19 protein-coding genes are annotated in these 18,651 nt (G+C 72.0%); 10 read left to right on the top strand and 9 right to left on the bottom strand.

Translation table 11 applies throughout. The features are described from left to right. A complete protein-coding gene (locus ACLQ26_RS06270) occupies positions 1 to 2,037 on the bottom strand; it encodes a glycosyl hydrolase family 28-related protein (RefSeq protein ID WP_425743515.1) in 2,037 nt (678 codons plus the stop codon). Positions 2,038 to 2,256: 219 nt separating this feature from the next. Here ACLQ26_RS06270 and ACLQ26_RS06265 point away from each other — a divergent pair, with 219 nt between their 5' ends. Continuing rightward, the gene (locus ACLQ26_RS06265) at positions 2,257 to 3,360 is read left to right on the top strand and encodes an NYN domain-containing protein (RefSeq protein WP_425743514.1); all 1,104 of its coding nucleotides are present in this window, start codon (positions 2,257 to 2,259) and stop codon (positions 3,358 to 3,360) included. Between the two features lie 111 nt (positions 3,361 to 3,471). Further along, complete coding sequence (locus ACLQ26_RS06260; RefSeq protein WP_425743513.1) at positions 3,472 to 6,138, top strand: AAA family ATPase; 2,667 nt, start codon at positions 3,472 to 3,474, stop codon at positions 6,136 to 6,138. A 65-nt stretch (positions 6,139 to 6,203) separates the two neighbouring features. Here the strand turns inward: ACLQ26_RS06260 and ACLQ26_RS06255 are convergent, their stop codons facing one another. Beyond that, entirely contained in the window at positions 6,204 to 7,067 is an 864-nt protein-coding gene (locus ACLQ26_RS06255; protein ID WP_425743512.1) for a hypothetical protein, read from the bottom strand. 58 nt (positions 7,068 to 7,125) lie between these two features. On the opposite strand from ACLQ26_RS06255, the gene ACLQ26_RS06250 reads away from it, so the two are divergent. Together ACLQ26_RS06250 and ACLQ26_RS06245 are read left to right on the top strand one after the other, a co-directional pair. Then, entirely contained in the window at positions 7,126 to 8,214 is a 1,089-nt protein-coding gene (locus ACLQ26_RS06250) for a hypothetical protein (protein WP_425743511.1), read from the top strand. Between the two features lie 158 nt (positions 8,215 to 8,372). Beyond that, positions 8,373 to 8,594, top strand: coding sequence for a hypothetical protein (locus tag ACLQ26_RS06245; RefSeq protein ID WP_030335934.1), 222 nt, complete (start codon positions 8,373 to 8,375; stop codon positions 8,592 to 8,594). A 123-nt stretch (positions 8,595 to 8,717) separates the two neighbouring features. Here the strand turns inward: ACLQ26_RS06245 and ACLQ26_RS06240 are convergent, their stop codons facing one another. Continuing rightward, the gene (locus tag ACLQ26_RS06240; RefSeq protein ID WP_425743510.1) at positions 8,718 to 8,924 is read right to left on the bottom strand and encodes a hypothetical protein; all 207 of its coding nucleotides are present in this window, start codon (positions 8,922 to 8,924) and stop codon (positions 8,718 to 8,720) included. A gap of 221 nt (positions 8,925 to 9,145) precedes the next feature. On the opposite strand from ACLQ26_RS06240, the gene ACLQ26_RS06235 reads away from it, so the two are divergent. From ACLQ26_RS06235 to ACLQ26_RS06225, 3 genes are all read left to right on the top strand, one after another. After that, positions 9,146 to 9,379 carry a winged helix-turn-helix domain-containing protein gene (locus ACLQ26_RS06235; RefSeq protein WP_425743509.1) on the top strand — a complete coding sequence of 78 codons (234 nt, stop codon included), beginning with the start codon at positions 9,146 to 9,148 and terminating at the stop codon, positions 9,377 to 9,379. Positions 9,380 to 9,518: 139 nt separating this feature from the next. Continuing rightward, positions 9,519 to 9,677, top strand: coding sequence for a hypothetical protein (locus tag ACLQ26_RS06230; RefSeq protein WP_425743508.1), 159 nt, complete (start codon positions 9,519 to 9,521; stop codon positions 9,675 to 9,677). Between the two features lie 57 nt (positions 9,678 to 9,734). Continuing rightward, entirely contained in the window at positions 9,735 to 9,977 is a 243-nt protein-coding gene (locus ACLQ26_RS06225; protein ID WP_425743507.1) for a hypothetical protein, read from the top strand. A gap of 117 nt (positions 9,978 to 10,094) precedes the next feature. Here ACLQ26_RS06225 and ACLQ26_RS06220 read toward each other — a convergent pair whose 3' ends face one another. The 6 genes from ACLQ26_RS06220 to ACLQ26_RS06195 all read right to left on the bottom strand — a co-directional run bounded on the left by ACLQ26_RS06220 (position 10,095) and on the right by ACLQ26_RS06195 (position 15,330). Continuing rightward, the gene (locus ACLQ26_RS06220; protein ID WP_425743506.1) at positions 10,095 to 10,604 is read right to left on the bottom strand and encodes a pyridoxamine 5'-phosphate oxidase family protein; all 510 of its coding nucleotides are present in this window, start codon (positions 10,602 to 10,604) and stop codon (positions 10,095 to 10,097) included. Positions 10,605 to 10,727: 123 nt separating this feature from the next. Beyond that, a complete protein-coding gene (locus ACLQ26_RS06215; protein WP_425743505.1) occupies positions 10,728 to 11,216 on the bottom strand; it encodes a DUF1062 domain-containing protein in 489 nt (162 codons plus the stop codon). Between the two features lie 314 nt (positions 11,217 to 11,530). Continuing rightward, positions 11,531 to 12,049, bottom strand: coding sequence for a hypothetical protein (locus ACLQ26_RS06210; protein WP_425743504.1), 519 nt, complete (start codon positions 12,047 to 12,049; stop codon positions 11,531 to 11,533). 176 nt (positions 12,050 to 12,225) lie between these two features. Then, the gene (locus ACLQ26_RS06205; RefSeq protein WP_425743503.1) at positions 12,226 to 13,287 is read right to left on the bottom strand and encodes a Gfo/Idh/MocA family oxidoreductase; all 1,062 of its coding nucleotides are present in this window, start codon (positions 13,285 to 13,287) and stop codon (positions 12,226 to 12,228) included. A gap of 100 nt (positions 13,288 to 13,387) precedes the next feature. Further along, on the bottom strand, positions 13,388 to 14,053 hold the full coding sequence (locus ACLQ26_RS06200) for a response regulator transcription factor (RefSeq protein WP_425743502.1): 666 nt from the start codon (positions 14,051 to 14,053) through the stop codon (positions 13,388 to 13,390). Beyond that, positions 14,041 to 15,330, bottom strand: coding sequence for a sensor domain-containing protein (locus tag ACLQ26_RS06195; RefSeq protein ID WP_425743501.1), 1,290 nt, complete (start codon positions 15,328 to 15,330; stop codon positions 14,041 to 14,043). The genes ACLQ26_RS06200 and ACLQ26_RS06195 overlap by 13 nt, the downstream gene beginning before the upstream one ends. A 164-nt stretch (positions 15,331 to 15,494) precedes the next feature. On the opposite strand from ACLQ26_RS06195, the gene ACLQ26_RS06190 reads away from it, so the two are divergent. From ACLQ26_RS06190 to ACLQ26_RS06180, 3 genes are read left to right on the top strand one after another with little or no spacing between them, the layout of a single operon-like run. Beyond that, positions 15,495 to 16,190 (top strand): SDR family NAD(P)-dependent oxidoreductase, encoded by a 696-nt coding sequence (locus tag ACLQ26_RS06190; protein WP_425743500.1) that lies wholly within the window; start codon positions 15,495 to 15,497, stop codon positions 16,188 to 16,190. Then, positions 16,184 to 17,818: an MFS transporter gene (locus ACLQ26_RS06185; RefSeq protein ID WP_425743499.1), complete on the top strand. Its 1,635-nt coding sequence runs from the start codon at positions 16,184 to 16,186 to the stop codon at positions 17,816 to 17,818. The genes ACLQ26_RS06190 and ACLQ26_RS06185 overlap by 7 nt, the downstream gene beginning before the upstream one ends. 59 nt (positions 17,819 to 17,877) lie before the next feature. After that, entirely contained in the window at positions 17,878 to 18,645 is a 768-nt protein-coding gene (locus ACLQ26_RS06180; protein WP_425743498.1) for a TetR/AcrR family transcriptional regulator, read from the top strand. Positions 18,646 to 18,651 lie beyond the last annotated feature (6 nt).

Here is an 18,651-nt window from a genome sequence, read left to right as displayed (position 1 = left end):
TCACCACTGGGCCGGAGGCGGTGGCGGTGCCACCGGCGGTCGGTCGTCGCAGGTGAGGGTGTTGGGCAGCAGCCACGGGGCGAGCCAGCCGCCGTCGTTGCCGCCCAGGTCGGTAAGTGTGAACTCCGACCCGGCCGGGGTGAAGTGGAACGATCCGCAGTTGTTGACGCCCACCGCTCCCACGTTGCGGGCGTCCACGTTGGCGAACGAGGCCGACCCGGCGGCGCGGGCGCTGAGCACCGAGGTGCCGGTGCCGTCGACCCGGACGTCGCGAAAGCGCACGTTGGTGATCGAGTAGAGGTCCTTCACCGGCCAGTCGCTGACCAGCATGATCGCGTTGTAGGTGCTGTCCAGGTACGCGTCGCCGGTCACCTCGACGCTCGCGTCGATGCTGCGGTCCAGCGCGAACATCCAGATGGCGCCGAGCCCGATGTTCCAGTTCAGGTCGTACGTGCCGGCGCGGGCGGTGGTGTTGCCGGTGAACCGCAGGTACCCGGCGAAGGGCTCCGCGCCGAAGCGGGCGCCGGCGTGCAGGCCGCTGCCCTCGCGGACCGGGTCGGCGACGAGGTTGTGCGAGACGGTGGTGTCGGTGCCGCCGTAGATGGCGATGCCGTTCGCCAGGGTCGGTGACTGCACGGTGTTGTGGTCGAACGTGTTGCGCGCGTTCGCCGTCTTCTCCGACCACATGGCCAGGCCGTCGTCACCGGTGTTGCGGACGAAGGTGTGCGCGACGAGGGAGTCGGTCACGCCGGTGTGGAAGTTGAGCGCGTCGGCGATCTGGTCGACGACGATGGTGTTGGTGACCCGGACGTTGCGCATCGGCCCGTCGAACCAGAGGCCCGCCTTGGTGTGCCGCAGGTGCAGCCCGTCGATGGTGGAGTCGGTCATCGCCCCGCCGATCGCGTTGACCTGGTCGGTGTCGATGCGCTCCCGCACGTCGCCCTCGATGGCGAAGCCGGAGAGGTGGACGTCGTGGCTGCCACCGTCAGCGGCGTCGCGGCCGTAGAAGCCGACGCCCGTGTGCACCGAGCCGTCCGGCGCGGGTGTCGACAGGGCGACCTCGCGGCCCTTGAAGATCGTGTACCAGTTGCCGGCGCCCTCGATTGTCACGTCGTCGACGATGATGTGCCGGTTGACCTGGTAGATGCCCGGCGGAACGTAGACCTTCAGGTGGGTACGCCGGGCGAAGGCGATGGCCCGGTCCAGGGCGTCGGCGGAGTCCCGCCGGCCGGTGGGGTCGGCGCCGAACGCCAGCACGTTCGCCGCGAGCAGCCGCACGTGCGGCGGTGCGACCAGTTCGGAGTCGAGCAGGTCGATGACGGTCCACGCGGCGGCGCTGCCGGCCGGTGCGGTGAGCCGGATCCTGTCACCGGCCCGGTAGGTGCGCCCGAGCAGCAGCCGCTGCTCGTCGTAGAAGTGGGTGGGTCGGAACGGCTTGTCGATGCTCGGGGACGGCGTGGTGGCCGACGGCACGCACTGGCACTCGGTGATCCACCAGTCCGGGTGCAGCAGCCCGGCCTGCGGGTCGTTGGTGAACGGGTACTGGTTGTAGAGCCACGAGTACTGCGAGGTGAGCGTCATGGTGCGGAGGTGCTTGCCGTTGACGGCCACCCGCAGGGGCGCGGTGATCCCGCCGCCGGTGGGCGCGTCCGGGATGCTGTACCGCACGGTGATCCCGTTGGCCGCGCTGGGCAGGACGAATTCGACGTACTCGCCGGGCGTGAGCCGGACGGCCCGACGGCCGGACGCCTCGCCGGGCAGCGTGTAGGCGGACCGGTCGGGGCCGATGACCTCGCCTGTGGTCCGTGCGTTCTCGGCCTCCTGTTCGAGGAAGTCGACGTCGGCGCCGCGCCCGGCGACAAGCGCCGGGTCGAGGGCGGCGCGGGTGACCACCGGCGGCGCCGTGTCGGACGCGGACGGACCGGCGACGGCGACGGCGGGCGCGGCGGTCAGCACGGCGAGGCCGGTCGCGAGCGCGACCGCCGCGGTGGCCGGCCGGCCGGGGCGTCCCCGTGGCGGCAGGATGCTGCGAAACATCGGTGACCCTCCTGGGTGGATGGTGGTGGAGGTCCGCCCGGCGCCCCCCGGCGCCCGACATTGATCTGCATGATGCAGCACCGAACAGTGCGTTGCAAGACAACAATCGAATACCGAAAAGAGACGACTGTAAGATCGCAAGAAATGGACGATCGGTGAGTTGAGGTGTCGCGCGTCGCCTGCGCCCCGACGGGCCACGCCCGGCGTACCCTGGGCCGCGTGGATCAAGAAGACCGGATCGCCCTTTTCCTCGACTACGAGAACCTGGCGTTGGGAGCCCGCGATCACCGTGGCGGCGCGGCCTTCGACTTCCGGCCGATCGCCGACGCGCTCGCGGAGCGGGGGCGGGTCGTGGTGCGCCGGGCGTACGCCGACTGGTCGTACTTCGACGAGGACCGCCGGATGCTCACCCGGTCGCACGTCGAGCTCATCGAGATCCCCCAACGCATGGGCGCGTCCCGCAAGAACGCGGCCGACATCAAGATGGCGGTGGACGCGATCGAGCTGGCGTTCGAGCGCGACTACATCTCCACCTTCGTCATCTGCAGCGGCGACAGCGACTTCACGCCCCTGGTCCACAAACTCCGCGAGCTGAACAAGCGGGTCATCGGTGTCGGCGTCGAGGGGTCCACGTCGGCGCTGCTGCCCCCGGCGTGCGACGAGTTCCTCTACTACGACCGGCTGGAGGGTGTGGACATCCCGCCCACCCGCAGCCGCCGCGGTCGCCCGGCCCGGCAGACCAGCCCGGACCAGCGCCAGCCCGAGCCGGAGCAGCAGCGGGAGCACGAGCAGGAGGCCGAGGCCGAGGGCCGGACGGTGGGTGAGGAGCCCGGCCGGGACGTGGACGCCCTCGCCGTACAGGTGGCCCAGACGGTGGCCGGGTTGCAGGGCAGCGCGAGCGGCGAGGTGACCGCCTCCCGCCTCAAGCGCACCCTGCTGCGCAAGGACCCGACGTTCAGCGAGTCCGACTACGGCTTCCGTACCTTCGGCGAGCTGCTGCGCCACCTCGCCGAGCAACACGTGATCGACCTGGCCGAGGGGCCCGCGAAGGGCGACCCCGAGGTGTCCCTGCCCGAGCACGGCGACCGGGAGGTCGCCTTCGGCCTGCTCCGGGGAGTGGTGGGCGACCTCGGCAGCGCCGGCAACCCGGTGGCGCTCTCCGGTCTGAAGAACCAGCTGCGCCGGGCCCGCCCCGACTTCAGCGAGAAGAAGCTCGGCTACCGCAGCTTCCTTCAGTTCTGCAAGGCCGCCGCCACCAGCGGAGCTGTCGACCTGCGGTGGAGCCCGGAGGCGGACGACTACCTGCTCACCGCCCAGGGGTGAGCGACCGCCTGCGGTAGGCCCCGCCGGCCATCGACAGCTGTCGAGCGGAAGTGCCGGCACAGCCCATAGGGTGGACGGCAGGGCTGCCCCGAGGGCGAGGTGAGGGTCGGCATGTCGGGACGTGGCGAATGGACACTCGTCGGCCGCGACGACGAGCTGAAGACCATCGAGGACGTCGTGTCGGCGCGGGCGCCCGGCCTGGTGCTGGTCGGCGACGCCGGGGTGGGCAAGACGCGGCTGCTGCGCGAGGCGCTGGCGCGGGCCGCCGAGGACGGCGTGGAGTGTCACTGGGTCTCCGCCACCGGCGCGGCCCGCTCCATCCCGTTCGGCGCGGTCTCCCACCTCATCCCCGCGCCCAGTCGACCGCGCGCCGACCCGGTGAGCCTGGTTGTCACGGTGGAGCGCGACTTCGCCCGCCGCAGCGCGGGCGGCCCGGTCATGATCGGCATCGACGACGCGCACCTGCTCGACGAGCCGTCGGCCGGGCTGCTGCACCAGCTCGCCGTGCACGGCCTGGCGGTGGCGGTCGCGACGGTCCGCGCGGGCGAACCACTCTCCGACGCGCTCACCTCGCTGTGGACCGGCTCCGGCCGGCGACTGGAGGTGCGTCCCCTGCCCACCACCGCCGTGGACCACCTGCTCGACGAGGCCGCGCCCGGCCCGCTCGACGCCCTCAGCCGCCGTCGGCTGCGCCAGCTCGCCGACGGCAACCCGCTGCTGCTGCGGGAACTGCTTGCCGACGCGCTGGACACCGGCGGGCTGCGGGAGTCGCGGGGCGTCTGGCGCTGGCGGGGCACCGCGTCGGGCAGCCCTCGGCTGGCCGAGCTGGTCAGTGCCCGGCAGCGCGCCCTGGAACCGGCCGCCCGCCAGGTCCTGGAGGTGGTCGCGTGCGGTGAGCCGCTCTCCCTCGCCCTGCTGGAACGGTTCGTCGACCCGGCCGCCATCGAGGCCGCCGAGCGCAGCGGCATGGTGGTCGCGGAGCGCTCCGGCGCGCGGATGGCGCTGCGCATGGCCCATCCGCTCTACGGCGAGGCGCTGCGCGCCAGCATGCCCGCCAGCCGGTCCCGCACCGTGTTCGGGCAGCTCGCGGACGTCCTGGCGAGCATGCCGCTGCGCCGTCGCGACGACGCGCTTGTCGCCGGCGTGTGGCAACTGCGCTCGGGCAGCATCCGGCATCCCGGCATCGCGCTGGCCGCCGCGCGGCAGGCCATCGACCGGTTCGACATCGACCTGGCCGAGCGGTTGGCCCGCACGGCGTACGACGCCGGGCAGGGCTGGGAGGCGCAGTGGCTGTTGGCCCGGGTGCTGCAGTACCAGGCACGCAGCCAGGAGGCGTTCGACATGCTTCCACCGGCGCCACCGCCGGGCAGCAAACGCCTCGCCATGTGGGCGATCACCCGGGCCGGGCTGCTCTACTGGGGTCTGGACCGGATCGACGAGGCGCACGAGACGTTGCGGATGGTGCCGGCCGGCTCGCCCGGTCACGACCTGGCCGAGGCCACCCGGTCGTGGGTGCTGTTCTACGACGGCCGGTGCGAGGCGGCGCTGACGGTGGGCCAGGCCGTGCTGGCCCGGACCGACACCGGCGTACGCGCGGCCAGTTGGGCGACCATGGGCGCCGCCTCGGCCGCCGGGATGCTCGGCCGGCTCGACCTCGCCGCGGAGCTGGCCCAGCGGGGCCGGACGGTGCTCGCCGCCGAGCCGGAGCACCTGCCGTGGAACGAGGCGCAGGTCGGGTTGGGGCTCTGCTACGCCCGGTACGCGGCCGGCGAGCTGGCCGGGGCCGTCGAGCTGGCCGACGAGGGTTACCGCGCGGCGGTGGCAAGCGACGCACGGGGGATGGTCGCCGTGTGGGCAGGGTTCCGGGGGATCATCGCCAAGTCGCAGGGGCGGCTCGACGGCGCCGAGGCCGACCTGCGCGAGGCCGTCGCACTGGTGGAGGAGAACGACCAGTACCACCTGGTGCGGACGTACTGGGCCGAACTGGCCGGCGTCCGCGCCCTGGCCGGTGACGTGCCCGGCGCCCGCCGCTGGCTGGCTGCGGCGGACGCCCGGGAGCGGACCGCGAACCGGATCTTCCACCCGTGGGTGGAGCTGAACCGCGCCTGGGTGCAGGTGGCAGAGGGGGACCTCACCGCGGCGATCCGCACCGCCCGCCACGCCGCCGACCTGGCCCGGGGCAGCGAGCAGCCCACCATCGAGGCGGTGGCGCTCTACGAGTGCGCGCGGCTGGGCGCTCCGGAGCCGGTGCGGGACCGGCTGAGCGCCCTCGCCGACCTGCTCGGCGGGTTGGCGTCGACTCTCGCCCACGCGGCCGACGGGCTGGTCCGCGACGACGGGCCGACCCTGGAGGCGGTCGTGGACGATCTCGTCGCCCGCGGCCACACCCTGCTCGCCGCCGAGGCCCTGGGCGCCGCCGCCCGGGCGTACGCCCGCCGTGGTCGACCCCGCCTGGCGGTGGCGCAGCGGGCCGCGACGCTGGCCCGGGCCTGCCAGGGGGTACGCACACCACTGCTGGCCGCGATCGCGGAAGGCGCGGAGCAGGCGACGCTTACCCGCCGCGAACGGGACGTCGCGCTGCTCGCGGTGGCCCTGTCCAGCCGCAACATCGCCGATCGGTTGGGACTGTCCGTCAACACCGTCAACAACAACCTGGCCCGCGTCTTCACCAAGCTTGGCGTCCGCAACCGCCGCGAACTCGCCGTGGTGCTCGGCCAGGAACGGCCGGACGTACGGGGAACAGGTCACCGCGAGCGATCCAGCCTCGACAGTAGGTAAGGGCGACTGATCTACCGGGTTACCGCACGCCTCCCTACCGTGCGGTAACACACCTACCGGTGCACTCAGTCCCTGGAGGACGGCATGAGCCAACTGGATCCAAGCGGACCGCCAGGACGGCGACCCACCAGGTCGTTCCACGTCCACAATTTTCTGTTCGCCGCCGGGATGGCGGTCGCGGTGGCCACGGTCACCGCGGTTGTCGCCCCGGCGGCCGGCGGCGCCTCGACCACCCCGGTGAGCGCCATACCTGCGGCGGTGTCGTACGACGCGCCGCCCTGCACCCGTGAGCTGGAGGGCACGACCTGGCTGCTCGATCCGTGCGTCAAGCCGGGCGGCAAACTTCCGGTGGAGGTCGAGGCGCGGCTCGCCCAGATCCGTACCCAGAACGCGGCGGCCGCCGCCGACTGCCCGACGGGTTCGCCGTCGGCCTCGACGTCGGCGACACCGACGCGGCAGACCCGGCCGCCGGTGACGGCGCAGCCGGTCGCGCAGCGGGCGCCCGCCGCGACCGCGACCGCACCCACCTCGACGACATCACCCAGCAGGTCGGCCAGCTCGACGCCGTCGCCCACCGGATCGGCCTGCCCGTCGGGCAGTGCGTCGCCGTCGGGCAGCGCGTCTCCGTCCGGCAGTTCCTCGCCGTCGGGCAGTGCGTCGCCCTCGGGTAGCTCGTCCCCCTCGGGCAGCGCGTCGCCGTCGGGTAGTTCCTCGCCGTCGGGCAGCGCGTCCCCGTCGGGTAGTTCCTCGCCGTCGGGCAGCGCGTCGCCCTCGGGTAGTTCCTCGCCGTCGGGCAGCGCGTCGCCCTCCGGGAGCTCGTCTCCCTCGGGGAGCGCGTCGCCGTCGGGCAGCTCGTCCCCCTCGGGCAGTGCCTCGCCCAGCGGCTCGTCGTCACCCAGCAACCCGACCAACCCGACCGACCCACCCACCGGCCCCACCGGCGGACCAGGTTCGCCGCCACCCCCGCCGCCGACCGGCTGTCCGAACGTGAGCGGCAACCCCACCCTGGTGGACGCGAACAAGGACCGCATCCGCTGCCGTGAGGTGCAGACCGTCTCCGACGACACGGTCCTGACCCTGACCGGGGACTCGATCAGCTCGTCGCACCACCAGTTCGGCTTCGGCGTGGGCCCCGGTTGCCCGATGACCTCGTCCGACAACCGTGGCATGCCGGGTAACAACGGCGTTTACAGCTACGGCCGGCGCTACTTCGACATGGACGGCAGCATCGTCGACTACGACAACTACGCGCGCACCGGGTACGGCACCGGCGACATCATCGTCGGTCGCGCCGGCCCCGACGCGTGCGGCAACGGCTGGGGTCGGGTGGCCAGCCCGCTCGGCCTCGCCACCGCTCGGATCGCCAAGGCCAAGGCGGACGGGCACCACGCGTACCACGCCACCACCGGCGGGGTGAACAACACCAACTGGAACACCGTCCTGACCCGGCTGAGCATGTGTCGCGGGCTCGAGTTCGCGGCGGAGGCCCTGGACCCGTACGGCGTGTTCCGCTTCGAGTGGGCTGCCGTGGGCGGCAAGGCCGGCATCGTCACCAACGGCGGCGGTTGCAACTTCTGGCTGGATCTGCCGGTCGGCGAGGACTACTACATCAACATCGGGGTGCCGCGCTACACCGGTCCGGCCCAGTACGCGGGCATCACCGCGGATGCCACCACCATCGTCAACTCGTTGCTGGCCGCCGGTGCGGACAAGGTCGTGTGGATGCTGTACTACGACATCACCCCGGCGAACCTCGACGTCGGCCAGTACGGCTGGGTCAAGCTCAAGTCGCTGCTGCCGACCGGCCTGCAGTCCTACGTGCCCGCGGCGCCGGTGTCGACGCTGCAACCGCTCATCGACCCGCTCTGGGTGGGCACCGTGCGGGGTGTGATCAACGATCTCAACTGGGCCATCCAGCTCGGAGTCCCGTTCGACCCCGCCGTGCGGGTGGCGTTCCCTCCACCGTTCACTCCGGGTGACATTCAGGTCACCGCGGAGGGAGGGTCGCCGCACCCCAGCCCCTCCGGGCAGGACAAGCTGGCCAACACCCTGGCCGGCGTGCTCAGCGGTATGTGACGGCCACCTGATTCATCGCTCAGGACGGGGAGGAATCGCCGATGCGGTTCCTCCCCGTCGCCCGCACAGGTGGAACTGTGTCGGAATTGTGGCTATCACGGCGGTTCATGCTCACCTGCGCCGTACCCCCAGCACGAAAATTGCGTTACGGTCGGCGAATGAAGGTGGAGGAACACTGGTGGAACGGTGACACGACCCCGCGCGGGCGCCGGGACGTGTACATCCGTACTGACGGGCAGGGTTGGGAGGTCCGCGCCCAGATCGGTGGGGCGTCGGGTCGTGAGCGGGTGCAGCAGTGCCCAAGCCGGGCCTCGGCGGCCATCCTCGCCGACGCCTGGCGCGGCACCCACCCATCCTGGCGCGAGCTGAAGCAGCGCTGATCCGGCACCGGGCCGGGCCGGCAACGCTCCTGGGCTCCCCGCCCGGTGCGCCCCGGCCCGCCCGGTGTTCATCTTCCGCCACGCGGCACGTCCCCCGACGCCTGGCGACAGCTCGCTCGTAGGTCACCGCTTCTGCAGCATGACCGAGGCGACGTCAGCCGCGAACGCCAAGGCCCAGTCAAGCTGGGCGCAGGTGTTGTTGTGGCCTCTGCATTCCAGGCAGCCAGCTGCCCGCCATGGCGAATCGGGTGCCCGACTCCAGTGAGCGTCGAGTATCCGTTTGGCGGTGAACAACTCCGTTGCCCTGGACACGGGCTCGTCGATCGGCATGACCGGCACCTTTCGGGGGTTCATGGTTAGCCCCGCCCAGAGGGCTGGCGGCGACCGCCGTGCCCTCTGGGCGGGTTTCGGGGTGTGGTCCACCGTTTGCCGAACGAGGAGCCGGTCACCTCTATCGACCTTAGAGACCTTTAGTACCTAAGGCAATGTTGGTCTTGAAGGGGTGTTGCCGGCGTGGTCCGATGGAAGGTGCCGAACGAAGGAACCTTCACATGCCCATACCTACCGGCGGCTACCGCGAGGTGGCCGAGGACGTCGCCGCGCGGATCGCGAGCGGCGAGTATGCACCGGGTGAGCGCCTGCCGACCTACAACGAACTCGCCGACATCTACGACGTCAGCGTGACCACGGTGCAGAGGGCGGTGATCGTTCTGCAGACCCGTGGCCTGGTAGTGGGTCTGCAGGGCCGCGGCCTGTGGGTTGCCGAGGAGTTGGGGTCGGCCTGATCATGTGATGAAAAGTAGGTCGGAGAGGACTCCTGGACCTGTTTCTCATCACCTGATCAAGGGCTGGTCCGCGCATCCCCGTGTTCCCCACGGCAGGTTGGGTACGCGGGGGTGGTCCGCGCCCCGATGGAGGTCGCCCATGTCGCAGGCTCCCGACGAGGAGAACCCCAGGCTCGCCGAGGAAGTCCGGGAGGCCGAACGCCGGCTCGCCGACCTCGCCGCCTCGTCGGACGACGCCCTGACCGACGACGACGCCCGTACGCCGGACGACGCCCCTTCCGAGCAGGACACCGACTAGGGCTTGTCCTGTCGATCCTGGAATGGCGCGGCGGGGTGTGTTGGCTAGAGTCTCGCCGTGGTGGTGGTCAACGTGGTGGAGAAGTTCGGCGCAGACGACGTCCTCGAACGCTCATGGGATCTGCCGTCAGATGTCATCGAGCGCCTGCGCGCGCATGTCGCGATGACGCCCGACGGGTGGGTCGTGGACACGTGGTCCATGACAGCGCAGCTCGCCGCCATCGTGCAGCCGTGGGTTGGTGAGCCCATCGATGTCGAGTCGGGCTCCTGGTTCCTCAGTTCGGCGCAGGTCGCTGCCTGAGGCACGCCCCAGGCAGGTCCTGTCGACAGTGAATCGCTGCGCCCATCCCTCTGTCATGCCCGCCTCTTCCTGATCGCCGCAATCGGCCGGCTTGCGTAACGGCCGAATCAGGCATCCTCAGCGACGCCAGAACTGGCGGGGTGCCAACCCCTCACGTCGCAGCCAGTGCTCCGTGTAGACGATCCGCTCGGCCTCAACGACCACCAGGGTGTCCTCGGGTGGCTCGGACAGCGGTCGCCCCCGCTCGGCGTGCTCGTTCTCCCATCGGAACGCCTCCCAGTAGTGCGCGCGGTCCGGATGCCCCGGATCGAGCACCCGGGCGGCGCCGAACACCTGAGCCCCGCGGCTGCTGGCCAGCCCGACCAACGGTGCGAAGATCCCGACGGACACGCGTGGATCGGCAGCGATGTTGCGCATCTTCGGCGAACGGGGCGCGGCCGTGAACAGCACCGTGAAGTCGAGCGAGTAGTACCGCACCGGGGTGGCGATCGGCCCGTCCGGGCCCGTGGTCGCCAGCACGCACATGTTCTGCGAGGACAGCAGGTGGAGAATGCGCTCTTCGAGCCGTTCGCGATCGAGGCGTCCAGCCGGCGTGGGCCCGGCCAGCCACGGATTCGTCAACGGCATGCCGCCTCCTCGATCATGACGAGCACCTTACGGCCGGGCCGTTCGGCTACCAAGATCGGCAGGACGCGCCGATGGGCCTGCCCGGCGAGACAACGCCGGACAGGCCCGTGATTCCGAGGAGGCTCAGCGCTTGAGCGTGAAGGTGAAGTCGCCGGACAGCTTGCCGCTCAGGCGCACTGTCGACACGAGCTTCCCCTCCTCATTCATCCTGTCGACCTCGGCCCGTGACAGGCCGAAACCCGCGGCGATCAGTCGCGCGGGCCGGACGGGGATGCGCGCCGCGAAGCGGACCGTGACCTCGACGATGTCGCGGTCCAGGTGCTCCGATCCGAAGGTGTCGAGACGCCAGGCGTCGTCCCAGTCCAGGACGAATCGATTGCGACGCTGCACGATCGGATCCTGGAGCAGTTCGGCGATCAGGCGACTGTCGTTGTCGTGCAACCGGTCGAGCAGCTCGGCTGGGATGGAGCGCACTGTCGTCCGCTCCAGGACCTCGAGCTTCACCGTGTCCCCGCACCCGGTGCAGAGCGCGAGGAGCCAGATGTCGATGAGCTTGTGGTTGGCGTTGACGCGGAATCTGCCGCTCGGCCGGAAGTGTGCGGACGCGCACACATGGCAACGGCGGCGGATTATGGGCAGGCGAGTGGGCACGACGGCCCAGTTGATGAGCACAGAGGTACACCGGTTTCAGTGAGAAGTCCGCAGCAAAAGGAGCGCGGCGCACAGGCGCGACGCGCGGATCAGCGCTCGGGAGGTCTCACAGGGTGTACAACGGGACGTCCTCGCCTAGACGACAAGCTGGGCAGCACGGTAACGGCGCTGAGTGGCGCCGCTCCACTGGTTTTCCGGCACCACAGAGGACCCCGACGGCCCGGGCGTGTCCTGCCGATCACGACACCGGCGAGGACAGTGACGGTTGGGGCAGGTCAAACCTGCTTGGTCCGCCAATGCCGTGGGCGGCCGCCTGCGCCACCCACCCAGGTCGACAGTGGCCCCTGGTTCCGCCCTACGGACCGGCGCATGGCATTGACCAGGGCCAGTTGCGCTCGGGCCGGTGCCACCATCGCTTCCTCGAACTGGTCCTGCGACAGCGGTGCGGTGGTCGTGTCCACCCCCGCGGTGACGTCCAGGAGTCGCCGTACCGCTTCGCCGAACCTGTCGATCTCCATGGCGACCGCGTTCGGGGCGACGAGGCTGGCCGACATCAGCGCGGCGCTCCACGCCCCCCAGTCGTAGTCCCAACCCGTACGCCCCAGGTGGGCGCGTCGCAAGATCATCGAGAACGTGGCGTACTCACGCAGCAGGTCCTGGTAGGCCGTCAGTTGCCGGTCCCGTAACCAGTGTCGGTCCTGCGCCTGGCGGGTGAGCACCCCGCCGACGACAACACCGACGGTCGCCGAGAGCGCACCGCCGACAGTCGTGACAACGATCTCCAGCAGTGCCATGAAGCCTCCCCGTGACCACCGGGCACGAGCATCGATGATCGCGGCCCTCGTCGTCAACGCACGAGACGAGTCGCGGACCGCGAGCCGACGGCGGGTGTCTCACAAGGCGCGGCAGGCCGGGCGGGCGGCCTCACGGGCAGGCCAGGCCACGCCGCCGGAACTCCCGCATCCCCGGGTCAGGCGGTCGGGACCGGCAGCACCACACCCTCGGCTGCCGACCGGTGCGCCAGCTCGATCAGCTCGACAGTGGCGGCCGAGTCGCGCGGGTCCACCGGCATCGGCGTGCCGTCGCGCAGCGCCGCCGCCACCTGGGCGTAGAAGCTCTGGTACGACCCGGGCACGGTCGGCACCGGGCGCAGGTCGCCGTCGATGCCGAGCAGGCCGTACCGCTCCGGCGGCACCTCGCCCCAGCCGGGCTGGTCCGGTCGGCCGCCGTCGTGCAGCGCGGCCTCCTGCACGTCCAGCCCGTAGGTGGTGTAGCCGGCCCGGTCGCCCAGCACCCGCAGCCGCGGCCCGAGCTGAGCGGTGATCGCACCCATCCACAGGTGCGAGTGCACGCCGTTGGCGTGGGTCAACGCCACGAACGCGTCGTCGTCGACCTCGGCGCCCGCGCGGCGGCGGTCGACCTCGGCGTAGACCCGCTCGACGGTGCCGAAAAGCTGCACGGCCTGGTCGATGAGGTGCGCGCCCAGGTCGAACAGGGCCCCGCCGGCCTCCTCCGGCCCGGCCAGCTCCCGCCAGCCCGGCTTGATGGCCGGGCGGAACCGCTCGAACCGGGACTCGAAGCGCAGCACCCGACCCAGCTCGCCCCGCTGCACGAGCCCGCGGGCGGTCAGGAAGTCGCCGTCCCAGCGGCGGTTCTGGAACACCGTCAGCGGCACCCGGAGACGGTCGGCCTCCTCCACCAGCGCCCGGGCGTCGGCGGCGGTGGGGGCCAGGGGCTTGTCGACGACGACCGGCAGGCCGGCCGCGAGGGCCGCCCGCGCCATCGGCACGTGCTGCCGGTTCGGCGTCGCGACCACCACCAGGTCCAGAGCTTCCGGGGTACGCCACAGCTCGTCGGCGTCGTCGACCAGGCGGGCGTCGGGGAAGTGCTGGTGCGCCTGCTCGCGCCGCTGCGGATCGCGGGTCACGATGGCGTCCAGCCGCAGCCCGGGTGTCGCGGCGATCAGCGGCGCGTGGAACACCCGACCCGCCAGCCCGTACCCCAGCAGACCAACCCGCAGCGCCTCCGCCATGCCGTACTCCCATCTCCTGGCCCGCGCCCTGGACCGGCGGCGGTGCCGGTGCTCGAATCTACGCCGCGCGCCGCCGGGCCAGGTCCGGGCCCGGCGCTGGTCAGCCCACCGGGTCGGCGCGCAGATAGGTGAGTACGGCGAGCACCCGGCGGTTGGTGTCGTCGCTGGGTGGCAGGTCGAGCTTCAGCAGGATGTTGCCGACGTGCTTGCCGACGGCGGCCTCGGTGACGTGCAGCCGGGCGGCGATCGAGGCGTTCGAGCGGCCCTCGGCCAGCAGCGCCAGCACCTCGCGTTCCCGGGCGGAGAGCGCGGCGAGCGGGTCGCGGGGGCGGTGCAGCAGTTGCCGCACCACGTCCGGGTCGATGGCCGTGCCGCCGCCGGTGACCCGGCGCAGCGTGTCGACGAACTCGGTCACCTCGGCCACCCGGTCCTTGAGCAGGTAGCCGACCCGCTGGCCGTCGCCGCTGTCCAGCAGCGCCGCCGCGTACCCCGTCTGCACGAACTGGCTGAGGACCACCACCGGCAGGTCGGGCCGCTCGGTGCGCAGCGCGACGGCCGCGCGCAGCCCGTCGTCGCGCCGACCGGGTGGCATCCGGATGTCCGTCAGCACCAGATCGGGCTGGTGGGTGCGGGCCGCGTCCAGCAGTTCGGGCGCGGAGCCGACGGCGGCGCACACGGTGAAGTCGAAGCGGGTCAGCAGCGCGACCAGGCCCTCGCGCAGCAGCACCTCGTCCTCGGCGAGCACCACCCGGGTCAGCGGCGACATGGCAGCTCCACCCGGACCAGGGTAGGCCCGCCGGGCGGGCTGGACAGCAGCAGTCGTCCGTCGGCGGCGGCGACCCGGTCGGCGAGACCGGTCAGGCCGGTGCCCCGGGCCGGGTCCGCGCCGCCGTGCCCGTCGTCGGACACCTCGACCACGAGGTCGCCGCCGACCCGGGACAGGCGAACCTCGGCGCGTGTCGCCCCGGAGTGCCGGGCCACGTTGCTCAACGCCTCGGACACCACGAAGTACGCGGTGGTCTCGACGATCTCCGGCAGTTCCCCGTCGATGTCGGCGTGCACGGTGACCGCGATGGGAGCGGCGTCGGCCAGCTCGCGTACCGCGCCGGCGAGACCGAGGTCGGTGAGGCTCTGCGGCCGGATGCCGTGCACCAACTGCCGCAACATCACCATCAGCCCGCGCGCCTGGTCGTGTGCCACGGCGAGGGGCCGGGCGGCGGGGGAGTCCTCGGGCACGTCCAGCCGGGCCAGGCCGAGCTGGAGGGTGAGGCTGGTCAGCCGGGGCTGCGCGCCGTCGTGCAGGTCCCGCTCGATGCGGCGCCGTTCCGCCTCGTACGCGCCGACGAGCCGGGTGCGGGAGCGGGCGACCTCGCGCAGCGCGGCCGCGTCGACAGGTGAGGTCAGCGCCCACCGGGCCACGGCGGCCTGCCCGGCGGCGAGCAGACCCACCCCGTAGCAGAGCACCGGGAGGAGCAGCACCCCCACGATCGCGTACGGGACGGCTTCGCCGGTGCTCTCGATCGGCCGCCAGATCACTACCGGTTCGCTGTTCCCGGCCAGCCAGGGGCTGGTGACCATCCCGACGTCGAGCAGCACCAGCACCAGGAACACCCAGTACGCGACAGGCACGAAACCGCCCAGCCAGAACAGGTACGCGACCTCCCGCCAGGTAGCGGCGCTGCGGTAGCGGGCGGCCAGGCCCGGCCACGGCGACGAGGGCAGCTGACGGTCGTCGACGAGCCGGACCCGCCACCGCTCGACGGCGCCCACCACGAAGCTCAGGAGCGGGGCCAACACCACCAGGATGATGCTGCCGGTGATCAGGAACAGCATCAGCGCGATGCTCGGCGGTCGGCCCTGTCGCCGGAGCGTGCTGACGACGGGCAGCAGGGGCGCGCCGATGACGAGCAGCCCGACGGCGAGCACGCCGGCGATCGGCACGGTGCTGACCAGGTAGGCAAGCGCGCGCCAGGGCCAGGCGGAGATCAGCCAGCCGCGGCGACGCAGCGACGCGGCCAGGTGCGAAGGGTGTTCCGAGGTCATGCCGCAGACGCTAATCGCCGGCCAGGAGCCGCCCCAGCCGTCCAGATCCCCTTTCCGGGGTATGCCCAGCACTACCGGCCGAACGGGTGTGCGGGGTCCGGAAACGGGAAGAACGCGCCGTCACGCGATCCGTGTGAGCTGGTGGTGTCGGCGGCTGGAGAGACATGGGTGCCAGAACCTTCGTGGTGGTGGGCGGTACCAGCGGGCTGGGTCTCGCGGTGGCCCGACTGCTTGTCGACGAGCACCGGGTCGTGGTGTTCGGCAACGAGCCCGCCGAGGTCGCCGCGACGACCGACGAACTGGGGTGCGGCGGGGCGGTCTGCGACGTCGCCTCCTACGAGCAGGTCCGGGACGCGTTCGCCGAGGTGGTGGGGCGCTACGGCACCGTCGACGGAGTGGCGGCATGCGCGTCGATGTGGGCGGGCGGCGACCTCGGGGACCTGTCCGTGGAGCACATCCGGCGGGCCGTGGACATCAACGTCCTGGGTACGACGTACCTGCTGCGGGAGGTGCTGGAGCACCTGCACCGGCAGGGCTACGGGAACGTGGTGTACATCGGCGCGATGGCGCTGGCGGCCCCCCGGCCCGGCATCCCGATCTACCGGGCGACCAAGAGCTACGGCAGCAGCCTCGTCGAGTCGCTGGCCCAGGCCCAGCACAGCAACCGGGTCAAGGTGATGCAGCTGCATCCGGGGCCGATGCCGACCCGCCTGCAGGAACGCGTCGGCGCCGAGTTCCTCGACGAGGTGTACGCCCTACCCGAACAGGTCGCCGCCGAGGTCGTCCGGCTGCTGCTGCTGCAACCCGACGACCTGTACGTCTCCGGCGAGCGCGTGCTGCGCGCGGACGGGCGGTGGTGACGGCGGCAGCCGGACCGGGGGACCGTCCGGCCTCCGCGTGGGCACCCCTGCGCGGCGCCGTCTACCGCAACCTCTGGCTGGCCCTGCTCGCCGCCAACATCGGCACCTGGATGCAGACCGTCGGCGCGCAGTGGCTGCTGATCCACCACTCCAACGCCTCCACGCTCGTCGCGTTGGTGCAGACCGCCAGCCTGTTGCCGGTCCTGCTGCTGGCGCTGCCCGCCGGGGTGCTTGCCGACAGCTTCGACCGTCGACACCTGCTGATCGCCGTGCAGGTGTTCCTGGTCGCCGTGGCGGTGGCGTTGACCCTGCTCACCCTTACCGACCGGATGCCGCCGGCCCTGCTGCTCACCCTCACCTTCGCGTTCGGGGTCGGGCAGGCGCTCACCCTGCCGGCCTGGGCGGCGGTGATTCCGGAGCTGGTGCCGCAGGAGCAGTTGCGCTCGGCGTCGGCGCTCGGCTCGATAAGCGTGAACGCGGCGCGGGCGGTGGGTCCCGCGGTCGCCGGCGTGCTGATCGCCCGGACCGGCGTCGCACCGGTCTTCGGCCTCAACGCGGTCGCGTTCGCCATCTTCGCAGTGGCGCTGTGGCGCTGGCGGCCGAGCACCGCTCGCGCCGTCGAGGTGCCCGAGCGGTTCACCGCCGCGCTGCGCGCCGGCAGCCGCTACGTACGCCACTCACCGATCGTGCGCCGGCTGCTGCGCCGCGCGTTGGTCTTCGTGATCCCGGCCAGCGCGCTGTGGGCGCTGCTGCCGCTGGTGGCGGCCCGGCGGCTCGGGCTGGGCTCCGGCGGATACGGGCTGCTGCTGGCCGCCCTCGGGGTGGGCGCCATCGTGGGTGGCGTGCTGCTGGCCGTGATCCGGACCCGGCTGTCGGCCAACCAACTCCTGCTCATCGCGGGTGCGCTGTTCACCGTCGCGCTGGCGGTGCTGGGCACCGTACGGGTGGTTCCGCTGGTGCTGCTCGCCCTGCTGCCGGCCGGGATGGCCTGGGTGACGGTGCTGGCCAACGTCAACGCCGAGATGCAGCTCTTCCTGCCGAGCTGGGTACGGGCCCGGGGGCTGGCCGTCTACCAGGTGTGTTTCGCCGGCGGGCAGGCCGTCGGCGCCTTCGGGTGGGGTCTGGTGGCCGACATGGGCGGGTTGGTCCTCGCCTACCTCGCGGCGGCGGCGTTGATGTTCGTCGGGACCGTGACGAGCCGGATCTGGCCGCTGCCGGACCTGCGCACCGTGAACCGGGAACCGTCGGCCTACTGGCCGCAACTGCACCTGGCGCACGAGCCGGACCCGGGTGTGGGGCCGGTGCTGGTGACGGTGCAGTACACGGTCCGGCCGGAGCGGATGGGACCGTTCCTGGCGGCCATGGACGTGGTGCGCGGCGCCCGGCAGCGCACCGGCGCGATGCGCTGGGGGCTGTTCCGGCCGGCCGAGACGACGGACCGGTTCGTGGAGGTGTACCTGGTGCCGTCCTGGGGCGAGCACCTGCGCCAGCACGGCGGCCGGTTGACGGGCGAGGACCGCGAGGCGGAGGCGCGGGCGCGGGAGCTGACCGACGGCGAGACGCAGGTACGCCACCTCGTGCCGGCCGCCGCCGGGCCGGCGCTGTCCGACGACCGCGAGGAGGTGTGACCAGGCCGGGCCGGTGGCCGACGTACGACGTACGACCGCGTTGTTAGGATGGCCGCACCATGGCGAGTGAGCGCAAGGCGACCGCGGATCCGGCCCGCAGCCTGGCCATCCTCTGGCGCACCCGGGAACCGACCAGCCGCAGCGCCGGGCAGGGGCTCAGCGTCGACCGGATCGTCCGCGCCGCGATCGACATCGCCGACGCCGAGGGTCTCGACGCGTTGACGATGCGTCGGGTCGGTGAGGCGCTGGGTGTCGGGACCATGTCCGTCTACACGTACGTGCCGGGCAAGGCCGAACTCGTCGACGTCATGATCGACACCGCGTACGGCGAGATGCCGCGTTCCGTCGTCGAGGGTGACTGGCGGGCCCGGCTGGAGCGGATCGCCCGCGACAACCTGGCGCTCTACCAGCGCCACAGGTGGATGCTGCGGGCCGAGACGACCCGCCCGGTGCTCGGCCCGCACCTGGTCGCCAAGTACGACCACGAACTCGGCGCGGTCGCCGACATCGGGCTCACCGACGTCGAGATGGACGCGGTGCTCACCCTCGTCCTCGGGCACGTGAAGAGTTCCGCGCGCGCCGCGTCCGAGGTGGTCGACCTGGAGCGGGAAACCGGCATGACCGACGGCCAGTGGTGGCAGTCGCACGCGCCCTGGCTGGAGACGTTCCTGACGGCCGACAGCTACCCGACCGCGTCCCGCGTCGGCACCGCCGCCGGCCAGCAGCACGGCGGGGCGTACGGCCCGGAGTACGCCTTCGAGTTCGGCCTGCAACGCGTCCTCGACGGCATCTCGGTGGTGGTCGCCGAGCGGGCGGCCACCCCATAGGCTTAT

The sequence above is a fragment of the Micromonospora sp. DT43 genome, assembly GCF_049841645.1.
Classification (GTDB): domain Bacteria; phylum Actinomycetota; class Actinomycetes; order Mycobacteriales; family Micromonosporaceae; genus Micromonospora.
The sequence above is the reverse complement of the archived record's forward strand: the minus strand, read 5'-3'. Positions and strand labels throughout refer to the sequence as shown.